16 protein-coding genes are annotated in these 20,249 nt (G+C 33.4%); 2 read left to right on the top strand and 14 right to left on the bottom strand.

The window, feature by feature from the left end:
* Positions 1-4: 4 nt before the first annotated feature.
* The 7 genes from C8C85_RS16920 to C8C85_RS16890 all read right to left on the bottom strand — a co-directional run bounded on the left by C8C85_RS16920 (position 5) and on the right by C8C85_RS16890 (position 9,795).
* On the bottom strand, positions 5-4,339 hold the full coding sequence (locus C8C85_RS16920; protein WP_116798067.1) for a CusA/CzcA family heavy metal efflux RND transporter: 4,335 nt from the start codon (positions 4,337-4,339) through the stop codon (positions 5-7).
* 175 nt (positions 4,340-4,514) lie between these two features.
* A complete protein-coding gene (locus tag C8C85_RS16915; protein WP_116798066.1) occupies positions 4,515-5,894 on the bottom strand; it encodes a sensor histidine kinase in 1,380 nt (459 codons plus the stop codon).
* 4 nt (positions 5,895-5,898) lie between these two features.
* Positions 5,899-6,567 carry a response regulator transcription factor gene (locus C8C85_RS16910; RefSeq protein WP_116798065.1) on the bottom strand — a complete coding sequence of 223 codons (669 nt, stop codon included), beginning with the start codon at positions 6,565-6,567 and terminating at the stop codon, positions 5,899-5,901.
* A 3-nt stretch (positions 6,568-6,570) separates the two neighbouring features.
* Positions 6,571-8,010, bottom strand: coding sequence for a DUF3570 domain-containing protein (locus C8C85_RS16905; RefSeq protein ID WP_116798064.1), 1,440 nt, complete (start codon positions 8,008-8,010; stop codon positions 6,571-6,573).
* A 150-nt stretch (positions 8,011-8,160) separates the two neighbouring features.
* Positions 8,161-8,367, bottom strand: a complete 207-nt coding sequence (locus tag C8C85_RS16900; protein ID WP_116798063.1) for a DUF4266 domain-containing protein — start codon at positions 8,365-8,367, stop codon at positions 8,161-8,163.
* Between the two features lie 7 nt (positions 8,368-8,374).
* Positions 8,375-9,361: an FAD:protein FMN transferase gene (locus tag C8C85_RS16895; protein WP_116798062.1), complete on the bottom strand. Its 987-nt coding sequence runs from the start codon at positions 9,359-9,361 to the stop codon at positions 8,375-8,377.
* Positions 9,361-9,795 carry a thioredoxin family protein gene (locus tag C8C85_RS16890; RefSeq protein ID WP_116798061.1) on the bottom strand — a complete coding sequence of 145 codons (435 nt, stop codon included), beginning with the start codon at positions 9,793-9,795 and terminating at the stop codon, positions 9,361-9,363. The genes C8C85_RS16895 and C8C85_RS16890 overlap by 1 nt, the downstream gene beginning before the upstream one ends.
* 230 nt (positions 9,796-10,025) lie before the next feature.
* Here C8C85_RS16890 and C8C85_RS16885 point away from each other — a divergent pair, with 230 nt between their 5' ends.
* Complete coding sequence (locus tag C8C85_RS16885) at positions 10,026-12,128, top strand: LTA synthase family protein (RefSeq protein WP_116798060.1); 2,103 nt, start codon at positions 10,026-10,028, stop codon at positions 12,126-12,128.
* An 80-nt stretch (positions 12,129-12,208) separates the two neighbouring features.
* Here the strand turns inward: C8C85_RS16885 and C8C85_RS16880 are convergent, their stop codons facing one another.
* On the bottom strand, positions 12,209-13,210 hold the full coding sequence (locus C8C85_RS16880) for a zinc dependent phospholipase C family protein (RefSeq protein WP_116798059.1): 1,002 nt from the start codon (positions 13,208-13,210) through the stop codon (positions 12,209-12,211).
* 96 nt (positions 13,211-13,306) lie between these two features.
* On the opposite strand from C8C85_RS16880, the gene C8C85_RS16875 reads away from it, so the two are divergent.
* Entirely contained in the window at positions 13,307-14,038 is a 732-nt protein-coding gene (locus tag C8C85_RS16875; protein WP_116798058.1) for a YoaK family protein, read from the top strand.
* A gap of 204 nt (positions 14,039-14,242) precedes the next feature.
* Here the strand turns inward: C8C85_RS16875 and C8C85_RS16870 are convergent, their stop codons facing one another.
* The 6 genes from C8C85_RS16870 to fabG form a co-directional block, all read right to left on the bottom strand.
* Complete coding sequence (locus C8C85_RS16870) at positions 14,243-15,205, bottom strand: YeiH family protein (RefSeq protein ID WP_116798057.1); 963 nt, start codon at positions 15,203-15,205, stop codon at positions 14,243-14,245.
* Positions 15,206-15,277: 72 nt separating this feature from the next.
* A complete protein-coding gene (locus C8C85_RS16865; RefSeq protein ID WP_116798056.1) occupies positions 15,278-16,174 on the bottom strand; it encodes a LysR family transcriptional regulator in 897 nt (298 codons plus the stop codon).
* Between the two features lie 65 nt (positions 16,175-16,239).
* Positions 16,240-16,572, bottom strand: a complete 333-nt coding sequence (locus tag C8C85_RS16860) for a DUF86 domain-containing protein (RefSeq protein WP_116798055.1) — start codon at positions 16,570-16,572, stop codon at positions 16,240-16,242.
* The gene (locus C8C85_RS16855; protein WP_116798054.1) at positions 16,541-16,876 is read right to left on the bottom strand and encodes a nucleotidyltransferase family protein; all 336 of its coding nucleotides are present in this window, start codon (positions 16,874-16,876) and stop codon (positions 16,541-16,543) included. The genes C8C85_RS16860 and C8C85_RS16855 overlap by 32 nt, the downstream gene beginning before the upstream one ends.
* Before the next feature lie 78 nt (positions 16,877-16,954).
* Entirely contained in the window at positions 16,955-18,982 is a 2,028-nt protein-coding gene (locus tag C8C85_RS16850; RefSeq protein ID WP_116798053.1) for a hypothetical protein, read from the bottom strand.
* A gap of 78 nt (positions 18,983-19,060) precedes the next feature.
* Positions 19,061-19,807 (bottom strand): 3-oxoacyl-[acyl-carrier-protein] reductase, encoded by a 747-nt coding sequence (fabG, locus tag C8C85_RS16845; RefSeq protein WP_116798052.1) that lies wholly within the window; start codon positions 19,805-19,807, stop codon positions 19,061-19,063.
* Positions 19,808-20,249: the final 442 nt, after the last annotated feature.

The raw sequence follows: 20,249 nt of genomic DNA, 5'->3' as shown, positions 1-20,249 counted from the left end.
AAATTTAAAAATTAAGATATTGTAAATCCAATTGGGTACTATTGAATTGCAAAACGGTATCAAGATGTTCAATCTGAATGGTAGTTGCATTTTCTAAGCTTTGAATATATTGAAAAAAGTCAATTTCACCCTGCTTATAACTCTTGTTGGCTACTTTAAGAATCTCCTCAGATAATTTTTTTCCGTATTGGTTATAGTAATTAATGGCTTCTTGGTATTTTGTAAGTTCTTCATTTTTTTGCGCTATATAAGTATCAATTTTTAGTTCTTCGTTTTGTTTCTTTTGTTGCCAACTTTGCAATTCAAGCTCCGCCACCTTTGTCTTAGATACAGTTCCCGAGAATAAAACAGGAATAGCCAGACCAACTTGAAATCCATATAAAGACTGAGTCAAACCACTATTTTTCCCCTGAAAATAATCAACATTAATATCCGGCAACCAATTTTGCTTTCTTAATTTCACCTGATTCTCATAAACACCGGTTACATTATTCAAATAAGCATTGTAAAATGATTTGGCAGTCTCGCTTGTTGATTTTTCAAGTGGCTTAATTTGATTGTTTTTTATGATAACTTTTTCATCCGCCTGAATCAAAGAATATAATATTTCATAATGCGCTCTTTTGTCGCTTTCAATTTGGGAAAGTTTTGATCTGATGTGTCTGAATTTTGATTCAGCCGTAATTTTCTCCAAATAATTGGTTTCTCCCAATTCAAACTTTCTTCCGCTTGCATTAGAAAAATTTTGGTACAAACTATCCAAATACACATACAATTTTTCTTGATTTTGCAAAAAAACAATATGCTGATAAACTTTTGAAACCTCTAAGGAAAGCTTCATTTTTTGAATATCATAATTAGCTTTTTCTTTTTCGTATTCTGAATTGTAAACCTTTTTTTGAGCGCCATAAACAGTTGGGAATTCAAACTTTTGCTGTACTCCAAATACTTTTAACGGTACATTATTCAAGGCCAAATTATTCTGGTCGTAACTATAATACACATTGGTTTTATCAAAAGAATAAGCCGTTTTTGTATTCTCATCCATTCGTTGAACTTGAAGTTGAGCCGCTTTTATCCCTTTGTTGTTTGCCATGGCTTTTGATACCAAAGTGTCTAATTCCGGGTTAGTGTTTTGAGAAAACGCCAATGAAGTACTCAACAACATTAATATAATTAGACTCGATTTATTGTGCAATTTGAATTTTGGTTTTTTACTTTCTTTTTCATCCATGACCTTATACAAAATTGGCAAAACGATCATTGTTAATATTGTTGCCGTGAAAAGCCCACCAATAACAACCGTTGCTAGTGGTTTCTGAACTTCGGCTCCTGCAGAAGAAGAAATAGCCATTGGTAAGAAACCTAAAGCCGCCGCTGCTGCTGTTAATAAAACTGGACGCAATCTGTCTGTCGTTCCTTTTAAAATCAATTCATCTAAATCTGTCATTCCTTTATGTTTGAGTTCTTTAAAATGCTCGATAAGCACGATCCCGTTCAGCACTGCGATTCCGAAGAGGGCAATGAACCCAACTCCTGCCGAAATACTGAAAGGCAAATCGCGAATCCACAAAAACAATATTCCCCCAACAGCCGAAAGCGGTATCGCCGAATAGACCATCATGGCTTCTTTAATCGAACCAAAAGCAAAATGCAACAGTATAAATATCAATACCAAAGCAATAGGAACGGCAATAGTCAAACGGGCTTTGGCACTATTTAAGTTTTCAAATTGTCCTCCATACTTTACGTAATAGCCTGAAGGTAATTTTATCTTGGTATCTACAATTTTTTGAATATCTGTCACTACGCTTTGCAAATCTCGATTTCTAACGTTTACTCCTACAACAATCCTTCTGTTAGTATTATCTCTTGAAATTTTGGCAGGACCTTCAGTATATTCAATTTTGGCCAATTCACTCAACGGAATTTGTTGTCCATTAGGCACCGAAACATACAAATTTCTCAAATCCTCAATATCATGACGATTGGCCTCATCCAAACGAACCACCATGTCAAAACGTTTTTCTCCTTCAAAAACATTTCCAACAGTTTTCCCTGCAAAACTCAATGCAATCATATCATTCAGATCTGAAATATTGAGTCCATATCTTGCAATTTTCGATCGATCATATTGCACATACATTTGTGGCAATCCAGCTGTTTTTTCGATAATAACGTCCGAAGCTCCTTCAACGTTTTTGATTGCTCTTTCTATTTCATGGGCTTTTTCTGCTAAAATATTCAAGTCTTCACCAAAAACTTTAATGGCTACATCCGAACGTGTACCGGATACCAATTCGTTGAATCTCATTTCGATTGGTTGTGTAAACTCAACTTCCATATTTGGAATCTGGGCTGTAATAGCCGCTTTTATCTTATCTGCCAATTCATCTTTACTCGAAGCTGAAACCCATTCTTCTTTAGGTTTCAATTTCACAATAACATCGCTTTCCTCCATAGACATCGGGTCTGTCGGAACTTCCGCGGCCCCAATTCTACTCACAACCTGAAGTACTTCGGGAAAATTTTTCAAAATAATTTTTTCAATTTTTGTAGTCGTGGCGATTGTTTTAGTCAAAGACGTACCTGTTTTCAATACGGGCTGAATCACAAAATCTCCCTCATCAAGCGTTGGAATAAACTCACCTCCCATAGTAGAAAACAATGCGATGGCAAAAACCAAAAGGGCTACTGAACTGTAAAGCACTTTTTTGGTATTCTGCAAGGCCCAAGTAATTACTGGAACATACCAAGAATTTAATTTTTGAATCAGCCTGGAGGATATTGAATTTGGATTTTCTTTTGTGGGTTTCAAAAACAAAGAAGATACCACTGGAACATAGGTAAAACAAAAAATCATAGCTCCCAATAATGCAAAACTGAAAGTCATAGCCATCGGTTTAAACATTTTTCCTTCAATTCCTGTCAAAGAAAGAATAGGAATGAATACGATTAAAATGATAAGTTGTCCGAAAATAGCAGAATTCATCATTTTGGAAGCGCTTTTATAAGTAATTTGATCAATTTCCAATTGTCTGTCTTCTTTAGTCAAAGTAGCCAAATTTGCCGATTTACTGGCTATTTGAAAAGCAATAAATTCCACTATTATTACAGCTCCATCAATGATTATCCCAAAATCTATAGCTCCCAAACTCATCAAGTTGGCATCAATACCAAAAACATTCATAAATGAAATCGCAAACAGCAAACACAATGGTATTACCGAAGCAACCACCAAGCCCGAACGCCAATTACCCAACAAAAGAACCACAACAAAAATTACAATAAGACAACCCAAAATTAAATTTTCGGCAACAGTGAAAGTGGTTTTCCCTACCAATTCGCTGCGTTCCAAGAAACCATTGATATAAACGCCTTTTGGCAATGTTTTTTGAATTTGGGCCACTCTTTCTTTTACAGCACTAATCACTTGTTTCGAATTGGCATCTTTTAACATCATTACCTGACCGAGAACTTTTTCTCCCTCTCCATTACCGGTAATGGCTCCAAAACGATTGGCGTGACTAAAGCGAACTTGAGCTACATTTTTGATGTAAATAGGAATACCGTTAGTATTACTTACCACAATATTTTCGATATCTTCTATTGAATTAACCTTTCCTTCACCACGAATAAAATAACTTTGATTTACTTTTTCGATATAGGCACCACCTGCAATACTATTGTTTTTTTCCAAAGCAGTAAAAACATCTCTCATAGCCACATTCATCGCTTTCAAACGAGATGGAACAATGGCAATTTCATACTGTTTTAAAAAACCTCCCCAAGTATTAATTTCAACAACTCCTTTTATTCCTGATAATTGTCGTTTCACGACCCAATCCTGAAGTGTACGTAAATCGGTAACCGAATATTGTTTTTTGTATTCTGGTTTTACCTCCAATGTATATTGATAAATTTCACCCAATCCTGTTGTAATTGGCCCCATCTCTGGAACTCCAAAACCTTGTGGAATTTTTTCGGAAGCAGATTTCAACTTTTCTGCAATCAATTGTCTTGGCAGGTAAGTACCAATATTATCGTTAAAGACAATAGTCACAACTGATAATCCAAATTTTGATATCGACCGAATTTCTTCAACACCAGGTAAGTTTGCCATTTCAATTTCGACAGGATACGTAATAAACTGTTCGATATCTTGCGTGGAAAGGTTTCGTGAAGTTGTAATCACCTGTACCTGATTATTGGTTACATCAGGTACAGCTCCAATAGAAATTTGGAAAACCGAAAACAATCCAAATCCCAATACCGAAGCCGTAAAAAGTAAAACAACTGCTTTATTTTTTAAACTGAAAGCGATAATTTTTTCTAACATTTTAACCTTATTATTTATTGAGTATAAAATTACACCTTAAAAATAAGGAAAAACTTAAGAACAAATTAAAACAAGCTTAGCAACACCTTAAATAGAAGTGATTTAAATAAAATGTTTTGTTTGGACTTATAACCTTAAGAATGAACTAATAGCAACCAAAAAATGCTTAATAACTTCAGTTAAAAATCAAAATTACTGTAGTTCCTTTATTTAGCTCACTTTCAATTTTGAATTCAACATCTAATAATTGTGTTATTCGTTCAACAATAGAAAGTCCTAAACCGGATCCTTTAATTTCAGGATGAAATGTTGGATTTGATCTAAAAAACGGATTCACAATTTTATCCAAATCTGTTGCAGGGATTCCCATTCCACTATCCGAGATAGAACAAATGGTTTTCGAACCGCTTTTGGAAATATTTATCGAAATTTTGCCATTATCATAGGAATATTTTATGGCATTCGAAATTAAATTACTGATAATTGTCGAGACCAAATAGTTATCGGATTTAACAAAATAATCTTTTGAAAAATCATACGAAACCTGAAGCTTTTTATCATTTATTTTATTTGAATACAAAGAAAGAACGTCAAGAATTATAGCATTCAAATAAATCTTTTCTATTCGTAAACTTTGTTTCTGATTTTCGAATCGAGCCAATAAAAGCAATTGATCGACCAAATTATTCAATCGATTTACCTCCGAAATACTGAAATTAATTTTCTCTTCATATTCAGCTTGACTTCTTGGTTTGCGTACCAAAACTTCCAGAGTCCCTTTTAAAACCGTCAAAGGAGTTCTCAACTCGTGGGAAGCATCGGACGTGAATTGCTTTTCTCTTTCGACTGCATTTTCTATTCGATCCAATAAATCATTAATTGTTTTCGAAAGCACAAATAATTCATCCTTATTTTGAGGCAAAATTATTCTGTCTTTCAGATTGTCTTTTGTTATTCTGCTTGAGGTTTCGGTAATTAGCGTTACTGGTTTTATACTGCGCCCAGCAATGAGTCTGGCTATAAAAAACAAGAGTACTAAAATTAATGGGAAAGCTATAAAAAGTGTATTCCTAAGATTGGTCAAGATTAATGTAGCTTCATCCAAGGACATCGCTACAAAAAGATATCCCACTTTTTTATGTTTATCAAAAAGCGGAATTTGGATTTGCCTGATTGGTTTTTTATTCAAATAGGAATCCACAAATTGATTGTCTTTAGTGTGTTTGTGCAACTTAAGCTGTAATCCTTTAAGATTGGGAGACTTATCAATTAATTTGTTTTTATTATCTAAAAACTGAACAAAAACAGGATTTACATTCACTCTATTATTGTCGCTTTCTCTCCATTGATCAACCTGAATCAGATAGGCGTTATTATCATCCATTTCAATCTGTTCCAAATATTCACTGGATTCTTCTAAAATATCATCATTAATATGTTTGTTGATACTGTATAAAGTGATTCCATATATAGTACAAAACACTACCGATATCAATAGTGCTGTACTGAGAATATAATTAAAAGCAATTCTGTTTTTATAGGATAATAAATACATTAATTTAATTTATATCGTTTGCTATATACCCGACACCTCGAATGGTTTTTATAAGATCTTCTTCTTTACTTAAATTGAGTTTTTTTCGGATAGCATTCATAAAAACATCGATTACTCCTGTATCGTACTCAAAATGTATATCCCAAACATCATTAATAATTTCATTTCTTGTACACACTTTACCTTTATTTTTTATCAAGTAATTAAGTAACTCGTACTCTCTTTGTGTAAGCGAAACTTCTATGTCATTTGCTGTCACTTGATGTTTGGACGGGGTAATTTTAATTTTTCCAAGCGTAAGCACTTCATTTTGGTTTTCATTTCTAAAATGAATTTTGATACGTTCTACCAATTCATCAAAACTAAATGGTTTTTTGATATAATCATTGGCTCCAGCTTTCAGACCTTCAATTGTTTCCTGAATGGTATCTTTGGCGGTTAAAAACAAAATAGGTGTTTTCGAATCTTCTTTTCGGATTTCTTTACATACGTCAATTCCTAACATTTGAGGTAAAATCCAATCCAGCAAAATAATATCCACTTTTTGGTTAATAGCACTTTCGAGTCCTGATTTTCCATCATTCGCTACTACTACTTCATAGCCTTCCTCTTCCAAACCTTGTTTTAGAAAATTAGCAATTCCAATTTCATCTTCTACAATTAAAATTTTCATATTTTATTGAAACACAAATTTAAATCCAATAGTACCAATATTTGCAGTTAAACCATCACTTCTCACATAATGATTGAACCTGAAATCTATATTTTTTAATCCAAAAGAAAATATCTGGGCTTTTGTAAAAAGATCAGTATATGAAACTCCAAAACCATATTGATTAGCCGAAAACGTTGACAAATCAAAATCAGAAGTATAAAATTGCTCTGTTGACAAATGCGTCTGATAAGGAGCAAAATACTTGGCCTGGGTTTGTGTATAATAACGATACATAGGGTAAGCAGTGAATTTATCCGAAATTTTTACTGGTATTTCTATGTTAAAGGTATGAGCTTTTAGATCCCAATCATCAGTATAATACCTATAATATGTTCTAACAATAAAATGTTCATTAATATAATAATTGAAACGGGCACCAATAGGCAACTTAAAACGATTATCGGGAAGCCTTTCAATATCGTCTGCCAGCTCGTAAACACCGACATTACCTGGACTCGTATACTCGTTTATATATTGTGGCTGACCAATGTAATAATGCGATTTATCAGCAAAATAGGTTCTGTGGTATGGGGTTGACAATAAACCTTGTTGCTGCAATACATCAAAAAACACCGAAAACTGGAAGTTTTTTGTCAGCACTTGAGAAAAAGCGAATGAAGCCGAATAAGAATTCCTGTTAACAGAACTAATGGTTTCAAACTTGGAAGGTAAATAATCTTTTGAAGGCTGACCATTTTGATCCAAAATAGTTACACCATTGAGATATCCTTGGTTTTGAAAATTTGATCCGTAAAGGGAATATTCATGAAGCTCTGTTGGATAAATTGGTCTCCACTGATCGAGATAAACATTACCTTTCAAACTTACTTCTGTGTTTTTATCATTAAAAAGCTTGGTAACTCCACCGCCAAAACCAACTGATGTATAATCGAATTCATTAGAAAAGGAAACATCTCCATTCCAAATAAAATTTCGATCGTCACTGTTATGTGTATAAGTGGCTACTGCAGATAATAACTGGTCACTTTTTGAAGCTCCAGATGAGGCTAACCAAGGAGTTGGATTGCTAAAATTAGTTCCATTATCATCATCACCACCAGATGATCCAGAGGCACCAGTAGAAGTGGAATTAAATGGATTGATATTACTGGATGAGGCCGATGAATATGCTGACAAACCTAAATCTACAGTTAATACATCATCATCATTCAATGGCATAGCAACGGTAATATTGGTAGCAAAATCATTCAACTTTTCAGAACCTATTCCTCCTGAAACTGCAGAATGGATCCCATCTTGATCATAATAACTGGCCAAAAAATCAACTTCGGTACTTTCTAAAACTCTCTTTTTAAATACAACGGTTGAATCTTTCTCTTGCCCGTAAGAAATAGAAGCTATTAAGAAGAGAAAAAGAAATAATACTTTTATAATTTTCATTTTGGGTACTTTATTAGATAAAAAGCTTCTAAGATTCTTAGTCGCTGAGATTCTATGTTAATGTTAATATTTATGCTTTTTATTTTATCTTTTTAATTTCATGCTTAAATCTGAGATACTTAGCATCTTAGTTTCTTAGCAACTAAAGAATTAATTACAACCGCAACCTCCACCCGATTTACCTCCATTAGCTCCAGCCGCAGCCTCTCTATACACCTGAAAAGTAGTCTCATACCGTTCTGTTGTCTTTGCTCCCAATTTCATCTCAGGATCATTGATGTTCACTTTTTGGTATTCTTTAACCGAATTACAGGACTGTAAAACAATGACCATTATTACTAATACAACTTTCTTCATGCTACTTTTATTTACTGTATTTCTTAATATCTATACCTTTTGACGCAAAGATTTTACCTTTATCATCAACAATAATACATTCAATTCCTTTGAGCTGATTGACTAAATCCAAACCTACATCAACCCCCAAAACAAAAATTCCCGTTGCCAGAGCATCTGCAATTTCGGTTTGTTTGGCAAATACGGATACACTTACAACCCCCATAGCCGGATAACCCGTTCTAGGATCTATAATATGTGAATATCTTTTCCCGTCAAAAATGACGAACTTCTCATAACTTCCCGATGTTTCTACTGCACTGTTTTCCAACGGGAAAGTGGCAAAAATTTTATTTTTGTTCAATGGGTTCACTATTCCAACAGTCCAAGGTTTCCCATTAGGCTGTGTACCCCAGGCAAAAATATCGCCAGAAACATTTACCAATCCAGAATTACAACCTTTTGACATCAACAAAACATGAATTTTATCGGCAATGTAACCCTGACCTATACCTCCAAGACCTAATTTCATTCCTTCCATTTTCAAGAAAATGGTATGCTCCTTTTTGTCCAAAATAATATTCTTATAACCAATTTTTTCTACCGATTTCTTAATGGCTTCCGGTGTTGGCATTTCTTTCATAGAACCATCAAACTTCCAAATTTTATCCATGGAAGCATAGGAAATATCAAATGCTCCAGATGTAATTTCCGAAATTTTAATTGCTCTTTCCACCAAATCAAAGACTTCAACAGGCACTTTTACAGGTTTTATCCCAGCGTTTCTGCTGACTTCTGAAATGGGAGTTGTTGGAATCCAATCCGAGATTTCATTTTCAATTCTTCTTACTTCACCAACCGCCATGTTGATGTAAATATTGGCTTCAGTAGTATCTTTGGCCACAACCGTCATCTCAAATGGGCTGCCCAACATTGATAATTTTCGCTTATGGATTATTTGTGCAAAGGATGAGAATGCAGCAAACAAAAAAACAAGAGATAGTATTTTTTTCATTATTTTTCGAATGAATGAATGAGTTTAATATAGTCTTGTGCAGAGACATTTTTGAAACCTGTGATTCCAAGTATTTTTCCTTTTTTGTCCAAAAGCAAGACCAATGGAAAACTACCGTTCTTATTGTATTTTTCAGCTAATTTATTATTGCTTTCTGTTAATTCTGGTGAAAGTTGATTGGCTTTTTTCTTTGGAAAATCCGCTTTATAAACAACCCAATTTTTATCGGATTCGGCTTGAAATTCGGGGGATTGCCAAACTACTTTATCCAATTTTATGCAAGGGCCACACCAATCTGAACCAGAGAAAACCAGCAAAATGTTTTTATTTTCTTTTTCGGCTTTTACTTTTACATCTTCAAAGTTGGTATTCCAATTTTGGGAATAACCAAAGCTTACTGTAATTAACAAAAAGAAAGTGATTATGGATTTCATATGTGTAAAATTTATTTATCAGTAGTTTATATATTATTCACTTTTGTCTATTGCATTTATCTCGCAATGTTTTACTTTCCAAAAAGGAATTTATTTTACAAAAATAACTCAAATAGTTTCGTTTAATTGCATGAATAAATGGGTCTTAAGCCAAATTTAAGAATCAAAGAATTGTTAAATAAATACCATTTTAGATTCATTTCTGTACTTTTGCAAAAAAATAATACTTTATGAATTTTTTAAAAAAGTTTTCTCCTTTTTATAACCTTGCTCTTTTCTATATCCTTGTAAGCTTTGTTTTAAGAATCGTTTTGATCTTCCATCCCATTACACAAACCTCTTTTTCTTTTATCGATAGTTTCAAAATCTTTTCAATGGGATTGATTTCGGACACTTTTGTGTTTGTGATAGCAACCGGTTTTTTATGGCTGTACCTTATTTTTATATCCAATTCAAAATATTATAAGCCTTATGGCTATATTATATTTGGATTCTTGGTGGCATTATTGCTTTATGTTGCATCGGGAAAAACTATTCTGAATGAATATGGTGGAGCATTGCCAAAAATCGGATTGATTTTCGTGGGAATAAAAACTTTGCTTTTTGGTTTATTGCTTTTTTTACCAAAATACAGAAGCAAAATCAGATTTTGGTTATTCACTTTTGTGATGTTTTTATATGTTGTCCTTATTCTTCAAAACGGGATTAGTGAATACTTCTTCTGGAATGAATTTGGGGTTAAATATAATTTCATAGCCGTAAATTATTTGGTTTACACCAATGAAGTAATCGGAAATATCATGGAATCTTACCCTGTAATTCCTTTGTTTTCGGCATTATTTCTAATAGCGGGTACAGTAACTTATTTTATTGTCAAAAGAACCAGAAACTACATTGATGACATTCCAACTTTTAATGATAAATTAAAATTATCTGTAATATATCTAGCCTTATTTGGTGTTTCCTTGTTGGCAGTTCCTTATTTAGCAAAAAAAGAAAATTCCCAAAATGTATTTGCCAATGAACTACAGTCAAATGGGATGTACCGTTTCTACTTGGCCTTTATGAACAGTGAATTGGATTATTTTAAATTTTATAAAACAATGCCCGAAAATGAAGCTTTTGCTTTGCTGGACAAACAAATACCTTCTATATCTGGGATATCGACCATAAGACAAATACAAAGCAACACGGCTGAAAATACTAAAAATGTAGTTTTAATCACTATTGAAAGTTACAGTGCTGATTTTATGAAAGCATACGGAAACGAGCAAAATATCACTCCATTCCTAGACAGTATTGCTCAAAAAAGTTTGTTGTTTACCAATTTATACGCTGTTGGAAACAGAACCGTTCGTGGTCTTGAAGCAGTAACTTTATGCTTTCCTCCTACTGCCGGAGAAAGTGTAGTAAAAAGGGAGGACAACAAAAACAAATTCTCTACTGGAGCTCTTTTTAAACAAAAAGGATACAATGTGAAATTTCTTTACGGAGGAGATGCCTTTTTTGATAATATGGAAGATTTCTTTTCTGGAAATGGTTATGACATTGTCGATAAAAAATCATTTACACCCGAAGAAGTTACTTTTGCCAATATTTGGGGCGTTTGTGACGAGGACATGGCCAATAAAGCCATAAAAGTGATGAATGAAGAGGCTAAAACAGGTAAACCCTTTTTTAATCACTGGATGACCGTGAGTAATCACCGTCCTTTTACTTATCCTAACGATAAAATTGATATTCCTGGCGACGCAAAATCTCGTGACGGTGGTGTAAAATATACTGATTACGCTTTGAGAAAATTCTTTGCAATGGCAAGCAAACAACCTTGGTTCAAAAATACCGTGTTTGTAATACTTGCCGATCACTGTGCTTCGAGTGCTGGAAAAACTGAACTTCCTGTTGATAAATACAGAATCCCGGCCATGATATACAGCCCAGGTTTTATTGAGCCTCAAAAGTATACTAATGTAATGTCTCAAATAGACGTTATGCCGACGCTTTTTGGATTATTGCATTTTAATTACCAAAGTAAATTTTACGGACAGGATGTTTTGAAATCCGATTATAAACCAAGAGCATTGATTGCAACTTATCAGGATTTGGGATTAATAAAAGACAATGTTTTGACTATACTTTCTCCAAAACAAACCGTAAAACAGTTTCAATTGACTTTGAAACCGGATCAAAAAACAGCTTCAGACTTTCAAATTTATTACGATCAAGTTCCTTTGACCAACAAGAGAACTGATCTTATAAACGAAACCATATCTTATTATCAAACGGCTTCGGACATATTGAAGAAAAAGAAATACCAAGTGATTGTTGATTAAATTTCAATCATTCAGAAATAGAAAAGCCTGTAAAACTAAAAATTTACAGGCTTTTCTATTTATTTAAGGCTACATACTAATTAAAAATCATTCTCACTTTCCAAACCAAAAAGTTTTCCGGTTTTCCAAAGTTTTAAATCATTTTTTAAATTCTTTTTATGGCGATTGGTCAATTCTTTAGAATCTAATCCATCCAAATCTGGTTTTCCTGCATTGACCCAAGCAGTGTACCAAAAATTAGCCGTTGAAACAATTGCTTTTCTCATCTGGCTCTCCACCATTCCATTCAAGGCAGTATGGAATTGAGTTACATATTCTTTAGAATATATTAAATCTCCAAACTTGTTTTTGGCAATATTTCCTTTCTCATCCTTGTTATACAGGGTCTCTGGAGTAAAGGTTGCGCGAAGTTTTCTATCAATTAATAAAAGAGGCTCTACTTGACTGTGGGAGTCTTTTAGCATATCCCAAGTTGCTTTTTCAACATTATCAACATACTTGGCTTCTCCAGTATAGTAATTATAATTTTTTCCAAACATTTCCGGAATACGAGATTCAAACATAGAATGAATTCCTTTTTGATTGGTAAGCTGTCCGTCATGGTTGGCGGAAGTATGCAATGGCATGTTTGCATCACCTATGTAATGGGCCAAATCAGCAGCCAAAAACAAAATTTCAGTTTTTCTTTTGTCTTTCATTGCTTTTGTCAATTTGGTCATTACTTCCTGAATATACCAAGGCAGAATACCATTATCGGCTAAAAATTTCTCATCGTACTTTTTCTTTGCTTCTTCAAAAGGCAACGGAATAGATTCTACATCACCAAAATTCTCCAAATCCATAAAATGACGTGGATTTTCGGCTTTATCACGTAAAGTATATTTACGCAAATCCGGAACTGTTGATTCTTGGGTAATAAAATCTAGGTGATTGTAAAAAAAAGTCTGCATTGGCTTTGGCAAGGCCATAACTGCTGCATTATTAATATGCTCATGACCAAAAATACCCCAAGACAAAGTAATAAAAGCAACACCAATTGCTGAAAAAGTAAGGACTGACTGTTTTAATTTAAAATTTTTCATTATATTTATTTAATTGAAATACAAAAGTATTTTTTTTAAAGATAAATTAAACAAATCAGGTTTAAATTTATGTTAATCCAAAGAAAATAAATTAAAATGTTTAGACATAAAGGCAGAAGCAGAACTTCTAAACATAATTTACGTCTCGCTACATTATTATCATTTGTAGCTGGTATCGTGAATGTAACGGGGGTTTTGTCCGTAAAAACATTGACTACCAATGTTACTGGACATTTCGCCTATTTTGCCGAAGAAGTAACAAAACACGATTACCAAGCTGCCATTGTGTTTTTAATCTATACACTATTCTTCTTGGCAGGAGCATTCACATCCAATTTTTTAGCCGAATTGATTTCCAAAAAGAAACAGGAACTTTCCCATTTACCCTCAATTACAATTGAATTTTTTATTTTGGTTATTTTGGGGCTTTTGGGCACACATTCAAATTTTTATTTATTGAATGGAAAATGGATTGCCTTCGGTCTTCTTTTTGCCATGGGAATCCAAAATGCTTTGGTTACTAAAATTTCGCAATCAACCGTCAGAACAACGCATCTAACGGGACTCTTTACCGATTTAGGAATTGAATTATCACAATTGTTTTTTTATAAAAAACCAGAGGAAAGAAAAACTTTAAAAACCAGTATTTACTTGAGACTATCTATTATTTCTTTCTTCTTTCTGGGTTGCTTTATCGGTGGATTTATTTATGGCTATTTAGCACTTCAAACGCTATTGATTGCGGCTTTTTTTCTCTTGGTTGCTCTTTATTATGACTATATTCGATTGCATTTTATCGCTATTAAACGAAAGAAAAAAACATTTTAGAACCCGTTGGTTGCAATTATTTTAAACACATAGAAACATAGAATTTATAGTTTTTAAAAGAACTTGATAGACGTTTTACTATTCACATAGCAATCTATGTGAAAAATAGTGCCATTTCTATTCGTTCTTAAATGATTTGATATTAAATCTATGTATCTATGTGGTTCATTTTTAAATTTAATTGAATTTCACCCAACAGGTATTTTAGAAATACAATATTGCCAATAAAGTCCCAACAGCAATGCTCACCCAAAGCAAAACACCTTGTAGCAAAGGTAATAACCCAACAGATTTCAAAACGGTACTATTCAGTCCTGCCCCAATCAAAAATAGAGTAACAGTAAGGCCTATTTTTGCAACTGAAACCAAATGAGGTGCTACACTCGCAACAGGAGAAAAATAAGTATTGCAAATCATAGCCAAAATAAACAATCCAATAAAGTAAGGAATCTTCACTTTGCTCTTTTTATTTTTAAAAACCACTGCAGTAATCAAAGCTACGGGAATAATCCACAAAGCTCTTGCCAATTTCACTGTTGTGGCCACTTGCAAGGCTTCTGCACCATACTTATTGGCCGCTCCAACTACAGAACTCGTATCGTGAATTGCAATGGCACACCACAAGCCAAAATCGTTTTGAGACATATTCAACCAATGCCCAATCAATGGAAATACAAAAAGAGCAATTGAATTAAGAATGAATATAACTCCCAACGCCACCGAAGTCTGCTTTTCATCTGATTGGATTACGGGAGCAATTGCGGCAATGGCGCTTCCACCACAAATTGCCGTTCCGCAAGAAATAAGATGAGATGTTTTCTTCTGAACTTTAAACCATTTCCCTAATAAAGTACCCAAAGTTATGGTTGCTATAATGGAACCAATTGTAAAAAGAAAACCTTCTTTTCCTGCAGCAACAGCACTATGGACATTCATACCAAAACCCAAACCCACTACTGAAACTTGCAGCAATATATTGGTCGCTTTATGATTTAAATGTAAAAATGGGTGTCCAGAGACATTAGCTATAACCAAACCTAATATCAAAGCAATAGGAGGAGAAATAATCGGAAATAAACAAAGAAGAAGTATTAAAACAAAAATAACTTGCTGTACTACAGCATTCATTTTCAATAATTGTTGGATATTAACTATAGCAGCTTTCATTAATATTGTTCTTTTTAACACCACAAAGATCGCTATAAATCTAGTGTGTTGCCAATTGTAAAAAATAATCCACTATAACTTTAGGTTATAGTAGCTCGAAATATTTTTTATGAATAATTCAGATAGAGAATCTGATTTTCCTTGTAAAGTGATTATGTAAAAATAACGCTCAATCGCCAAATTATTTACGTCAATAATTTGTAATTCCTTGTTTTTCAATTCCTTTTCGACAGCATGTATCGATACAAAAGCAACACAATTCGAATTCATCAAATAGGATTTGATGCTTTCGGTGCTTCCTAGTTGCATTTCAATCTGTAATTGGTCAATTTTGATATGGAAAGGTTTCAAGGCATATTCAATAACTTCAAGTGTTCCAGAACCTTGTTCCCGCACAAGAAATCGCAACGATTTAAGATCAACTGGATCGATTTCTTTTCTTTTAACCAATGGATTATCGGAATTACAAACCAAAACCAACTCATCTCTAATAAATTGGGTGTATTTTATGGATTGATTTTTGGATTGTCCTTCGACAATTCCAATTTCAATTTCTTTGTTTAATAAGGCATTTTCGATTTGCTCCGTATTGCCGTTAAGTAAATTCACTTTGACAGATTCCAGTTTTTGATGAAAACGAGCCAAAAGCGGCGGAATAATATACTGAGAAATCGTAGTACTCGCTCCCAATCGCAGCAAGCCTTTACGTTCATTGATAAACGTACTCATATCAAAGTCTATTTCCCTGTAAATCTCAAAGATGCTTTTGGTATGTTTCAATAACACTTCTCCAGCGTTAGTGAGTGCTATTTTCGAACCATTTCTTTCAAAAAGTTTGATCTTGTATTCCTCTTCCAATTCCTGAATATGCTTGGAAATTGCGGGTTGCGTGATGAATAATTCGGCAGCGGCTTTGGTAAAGCTCAATCGCGTAGCTACAGTGTAAAATACTTTTAGTCTAAAATCCATATTTGCTCTTTGAATTCTAATTTATTAGCAATCTATTCTATAAAATCAAAAAAAAATATAGAAGACTAATCTTCTATATTTTCTATTTCAATTTTTAAATTTTCTAAATGACGATTTATTATTGCCCAAACTATGGAATTATCAATACTGTCATAAGCGTGAACTAAACGATTACGAAAACCGATAATTTGTTTGTCATTTTCAATCACGATTTCAGATTCAACCTGTCTTAATTTATTTAAAGCCTCCCCAATAATAACCAATTGTCTTTCGACAGCACTTTGAGTTTTTTTGTCTTTATCATAAATATTGAAATCTGCAATATCAATAGTAAATTCGCGAATTAAGTGTATCGCCATTAAGACATCAGAAATATACTTTTTGCTCTTTTCCGTCATAAAGTAAATTTTTTGTGGTGTCTATATTTTTTCTAAGAATAGGATTTTTAATGGATGAATTAGTCAATAAATCAACTTTTCTTTGAAAAAATTCTTCGAGTTTATCCCAAATATCCATTAAGTTTTCTCCACGCTCAATTGGATCTTCGTTATCAATTTCGATTAATAAATCAATATCACTCGATTCATCATTGAAATTTTCAGTCACAGCAGAACCAAAAGCATAAATATTCTTAACATTATGACTTTTGCATAATGCTAAAAATTCAGCTAACTTCATTTGTATGGACTCTTTCATTTTCATAAAGCTAAGATAGTTTATTTTTTTGAAAGTTATCTACCAACTAATCACTAAGAACCATTAACTAATCACTCTGAAAAGCTACAACATCCCATTATACTTTCGAACAAACCATTCCGTAGAAAGGAAAACAGCGATCAAAACCAGTAACCATTTCCAATCAATCAAAGGAGATTTGGTCACAACATCTTTTTGAACGGCTTTGTATTCCTCATTCTCCAACAATGTTTTTATCAAAACATCGATTTGATTTGGGTAAAAATCCTTTCCTTTTGTTTGTGCTGCCAATTGTTTCATTTTTTGAACATCCGGGTTTACAAACTGCTTTTCAATATCAAAATCCAGGATTTCAAAATGCCCAGAATATGACGTTTTCGAATTCAGTTCCTTTACTGAGAAATTATAACTTCCCGCCAAAAGCCCGTCTAGATTCACTTTGTAGGTATTGTTTCCTTTCAAAAGGTCAAAGTTCTTCGTTTGCTTCGTCTTAACATTGGTAACTGCGATTGTCAAATTTGCTTTTTCATCAAAATCATAGTTCTTGTTGAAATATTGAGCAGTGATTTCGATAGCTTCACCAGAATTGTAAAAGCTTTCGTGATTGACAACCAATGATTTTTTGGCATTATTAGAAGCCAAATATTGTATGATCTTATTGATGAAAACATCATATTTTTCGAAAGATTGATTGTCGATATGGCTTTGTAAACTCCATTTCCAACTGTTTTCTCCAAACAAATAAGCCGCTCTTTTACCTTGATTCTCCGTAAAAGACAATAAAGGTGCTTTGGTATCAATATTTCTAATTTTGGCAGAAAGCAATATATTGACTTCCCCATTTGAGGTTATTGAACCATAATTATTCTGCAAAGGCGGTAAATTTTCAAAACCCAAATTATCCACCGCAAAAAGATTGAACTGCGAATCAAAATCAGCCAAATAATCTTCTTCCTGACTACTCATTTTAAAAACAAACTTGTTTTGCTCTTGGTTCAAAAATGCAAAATCGGTTGCAGTTCCAGTTATTATAAACGTATTTAAATTGGCCTTTTTATTGGCTTCAAAAACCGATTTGAAAGCTGTGGTTGGTTGATACAAAATAAGAACATTGTAATCTTCCAACGACTTCACATCATTCGGTTTCAATAATACCACTTTATGCTGTAAATTGGATTCAATCGCTCTTTTTAAAACACCGATATCAGGATGATTTATAGCCGAAACAATAGCAACGGTTGTTTTTTGGTCAATAACTTCAACCGCAAAATTCTTGATGTTATTGAAAGTGTTTTTTTCGCTTTCCTTCGATTCAATTTTAGCTTTATAAATCTGTAATCCCACTTTATTTGCAGGTAAAAGCACATTTACAACAGCCGTTTTCTTAGATGGAGACAACGAAACGCTTTCTTTATGCAACACTTCATTTCCTTGTGTGATACTAAAATTAGCAGTCACATTTTTGTCTCCAGCATATTGCAAAAACACTTCAACTGGAAATTTATTCTTCAAGAATGCGTATCTATTAACGTTCAGCTGATTGATTTTTAAATCAAAAACTTTGGTCGTATCTCCTAAAATTAAAGGATACACTTTATTATTTTCATCAAAACTATAGACGTAATCATTGCCCGAAGTTTGATTCCCGTCGGTTATGATTACCGTTGGATAAAACGCATTTTTATAGATACTCTTCAAGTTTTTGGCCACCAAATCCAAATTAGTTTGGTTCCCTTTAAAAGTCATACTATCCGATTGTCGAAAATCGGTATCAAAAAGATAGGATTGCACTTCAAATTTTTCCTGAATGGCATTATTTGAAGTTAGTTTTTTGGCTAATTCAGTTGCTTTCTCTTTGGCATTCAAAAAAGAAATGGAGCTTGAATTATCAACTATGATAGGCAATGGCGTTTTGATAATTTCCAGTTTACTCGTTGTAATAATAGGATTTATCAAAAGCAACAAAATCGAAAAAATACTCAGAAAACGCAAAAAAGTCAAAAACAAATACACATTCGATTTGTTTTTGACTTTGTATAAATATTGAAAAAATGACAAGCAACCCGCTATTATTAAAGAAAGTAGAAGTAATAGAATTGTGCTTGCTGTCATATTTATTTAGTTTATAGTTGTGAGTTTATAGTTTTTGGTTGCAGAACAATAAACAACAAACTATAAATAATTAACCTTTTAAGTTAACATTCCACCGCAAACATTCAAAACTTGACCTGTAATGTAAGCACTCATATCAGAGGCCAAAAACAAACAAGCATTTGCAACATCTTCTGTAGAACCTCCGCGTTTCAAAGGAATACCTTCTCTCCATCCTTTTACCACATCTTCGCTCAATTTTGCAGTCATTTCAGTTTCAATAAAACCTGGAGCAATTGCGTTACAACGAATATTACGTGAACCCAACTCCAAAGCTACTGATTTAGTAAACCCAATAGCACCTGCTTTCGAAGCTGCATAATTCGTTTGACCTGCGTTACCAGAAACACCAACTACAGAACTAATATTGATAATAGAACCAGCGCGTTTTTTCAAAAATGTCTTCTGAATCGCTTTAGTCATATTGAAAACCGATTTCAAGTTAACATCGATAACTTGGTCAAAATCAGCCTCAGACATTCTCATTAATAAATTATCTTTAGTGATTCCGGCGTTGTTTATCAAAATATCTACAGTTCCAAAATCAGCCAAAACTGCATCAACAAAAGTTTGTGCTTCATTAAAATCAGCTGCATTAGATTTATATCCTTTGGCTTTAATCCCCAAAGCATTCAATTCATTTTCCAAAGCATTTGCAGATTCTACTGATGAGCTATAAGTAAAGGCAACATTTGCACCGTTTTTAGCAAAAACTTCGGCTATTCCTTTTCCAATTCCACGACTTGCGCCAGTAATAATGGCTACTTTTCCTTCTAGTAATTTCATATTCTAAAATAATTTTAATTTTTATTAGGAGCTATTCCCGCTATCCGTTGCAATCTTTTGTGTTTGAAAAAAAACACAAAAGGATTTCCACTGCTATCGGGGCTAATAACATTCGTCAAATATATAATAAAAATGCGGAATGAAAAAAATTACAATTTCAATTCTACCGTTTTTACAATCGAGTTCTAGTATAAACTTGGAGCAGAAACATTTGAGTTTTTCAGGAGGCATTGGTCCCGCACACGAGGCTGAAAGCCGAACTGGCGAAGCAATTCGTTACAATCTTATATACCGAACACCGGCACATAAGGATTTCCACTGCTATCGGGGTTAAAGGGAGATATCATTAAGTTAAGGATTTGTCGCTACTTTTTTCTAAACATAACTCTCGCAAAGACGCGAAGGAATCGGCTCTAAACTTTTGCGACTTAGCGCCTTTGCG

The organism is Flavobacterium sp. 103, from assembly GCF_003096795.1.
GTDB lineage: Bacteria > Bacteroidota > Bacteroidia > Flavobacteriales > Flavobacteriaceae > Flavobacterium.
Note: the sequence above shows the minus strand (reverse complement) of the source record. Positions and strands in the feature narration are given on the sequence as shown.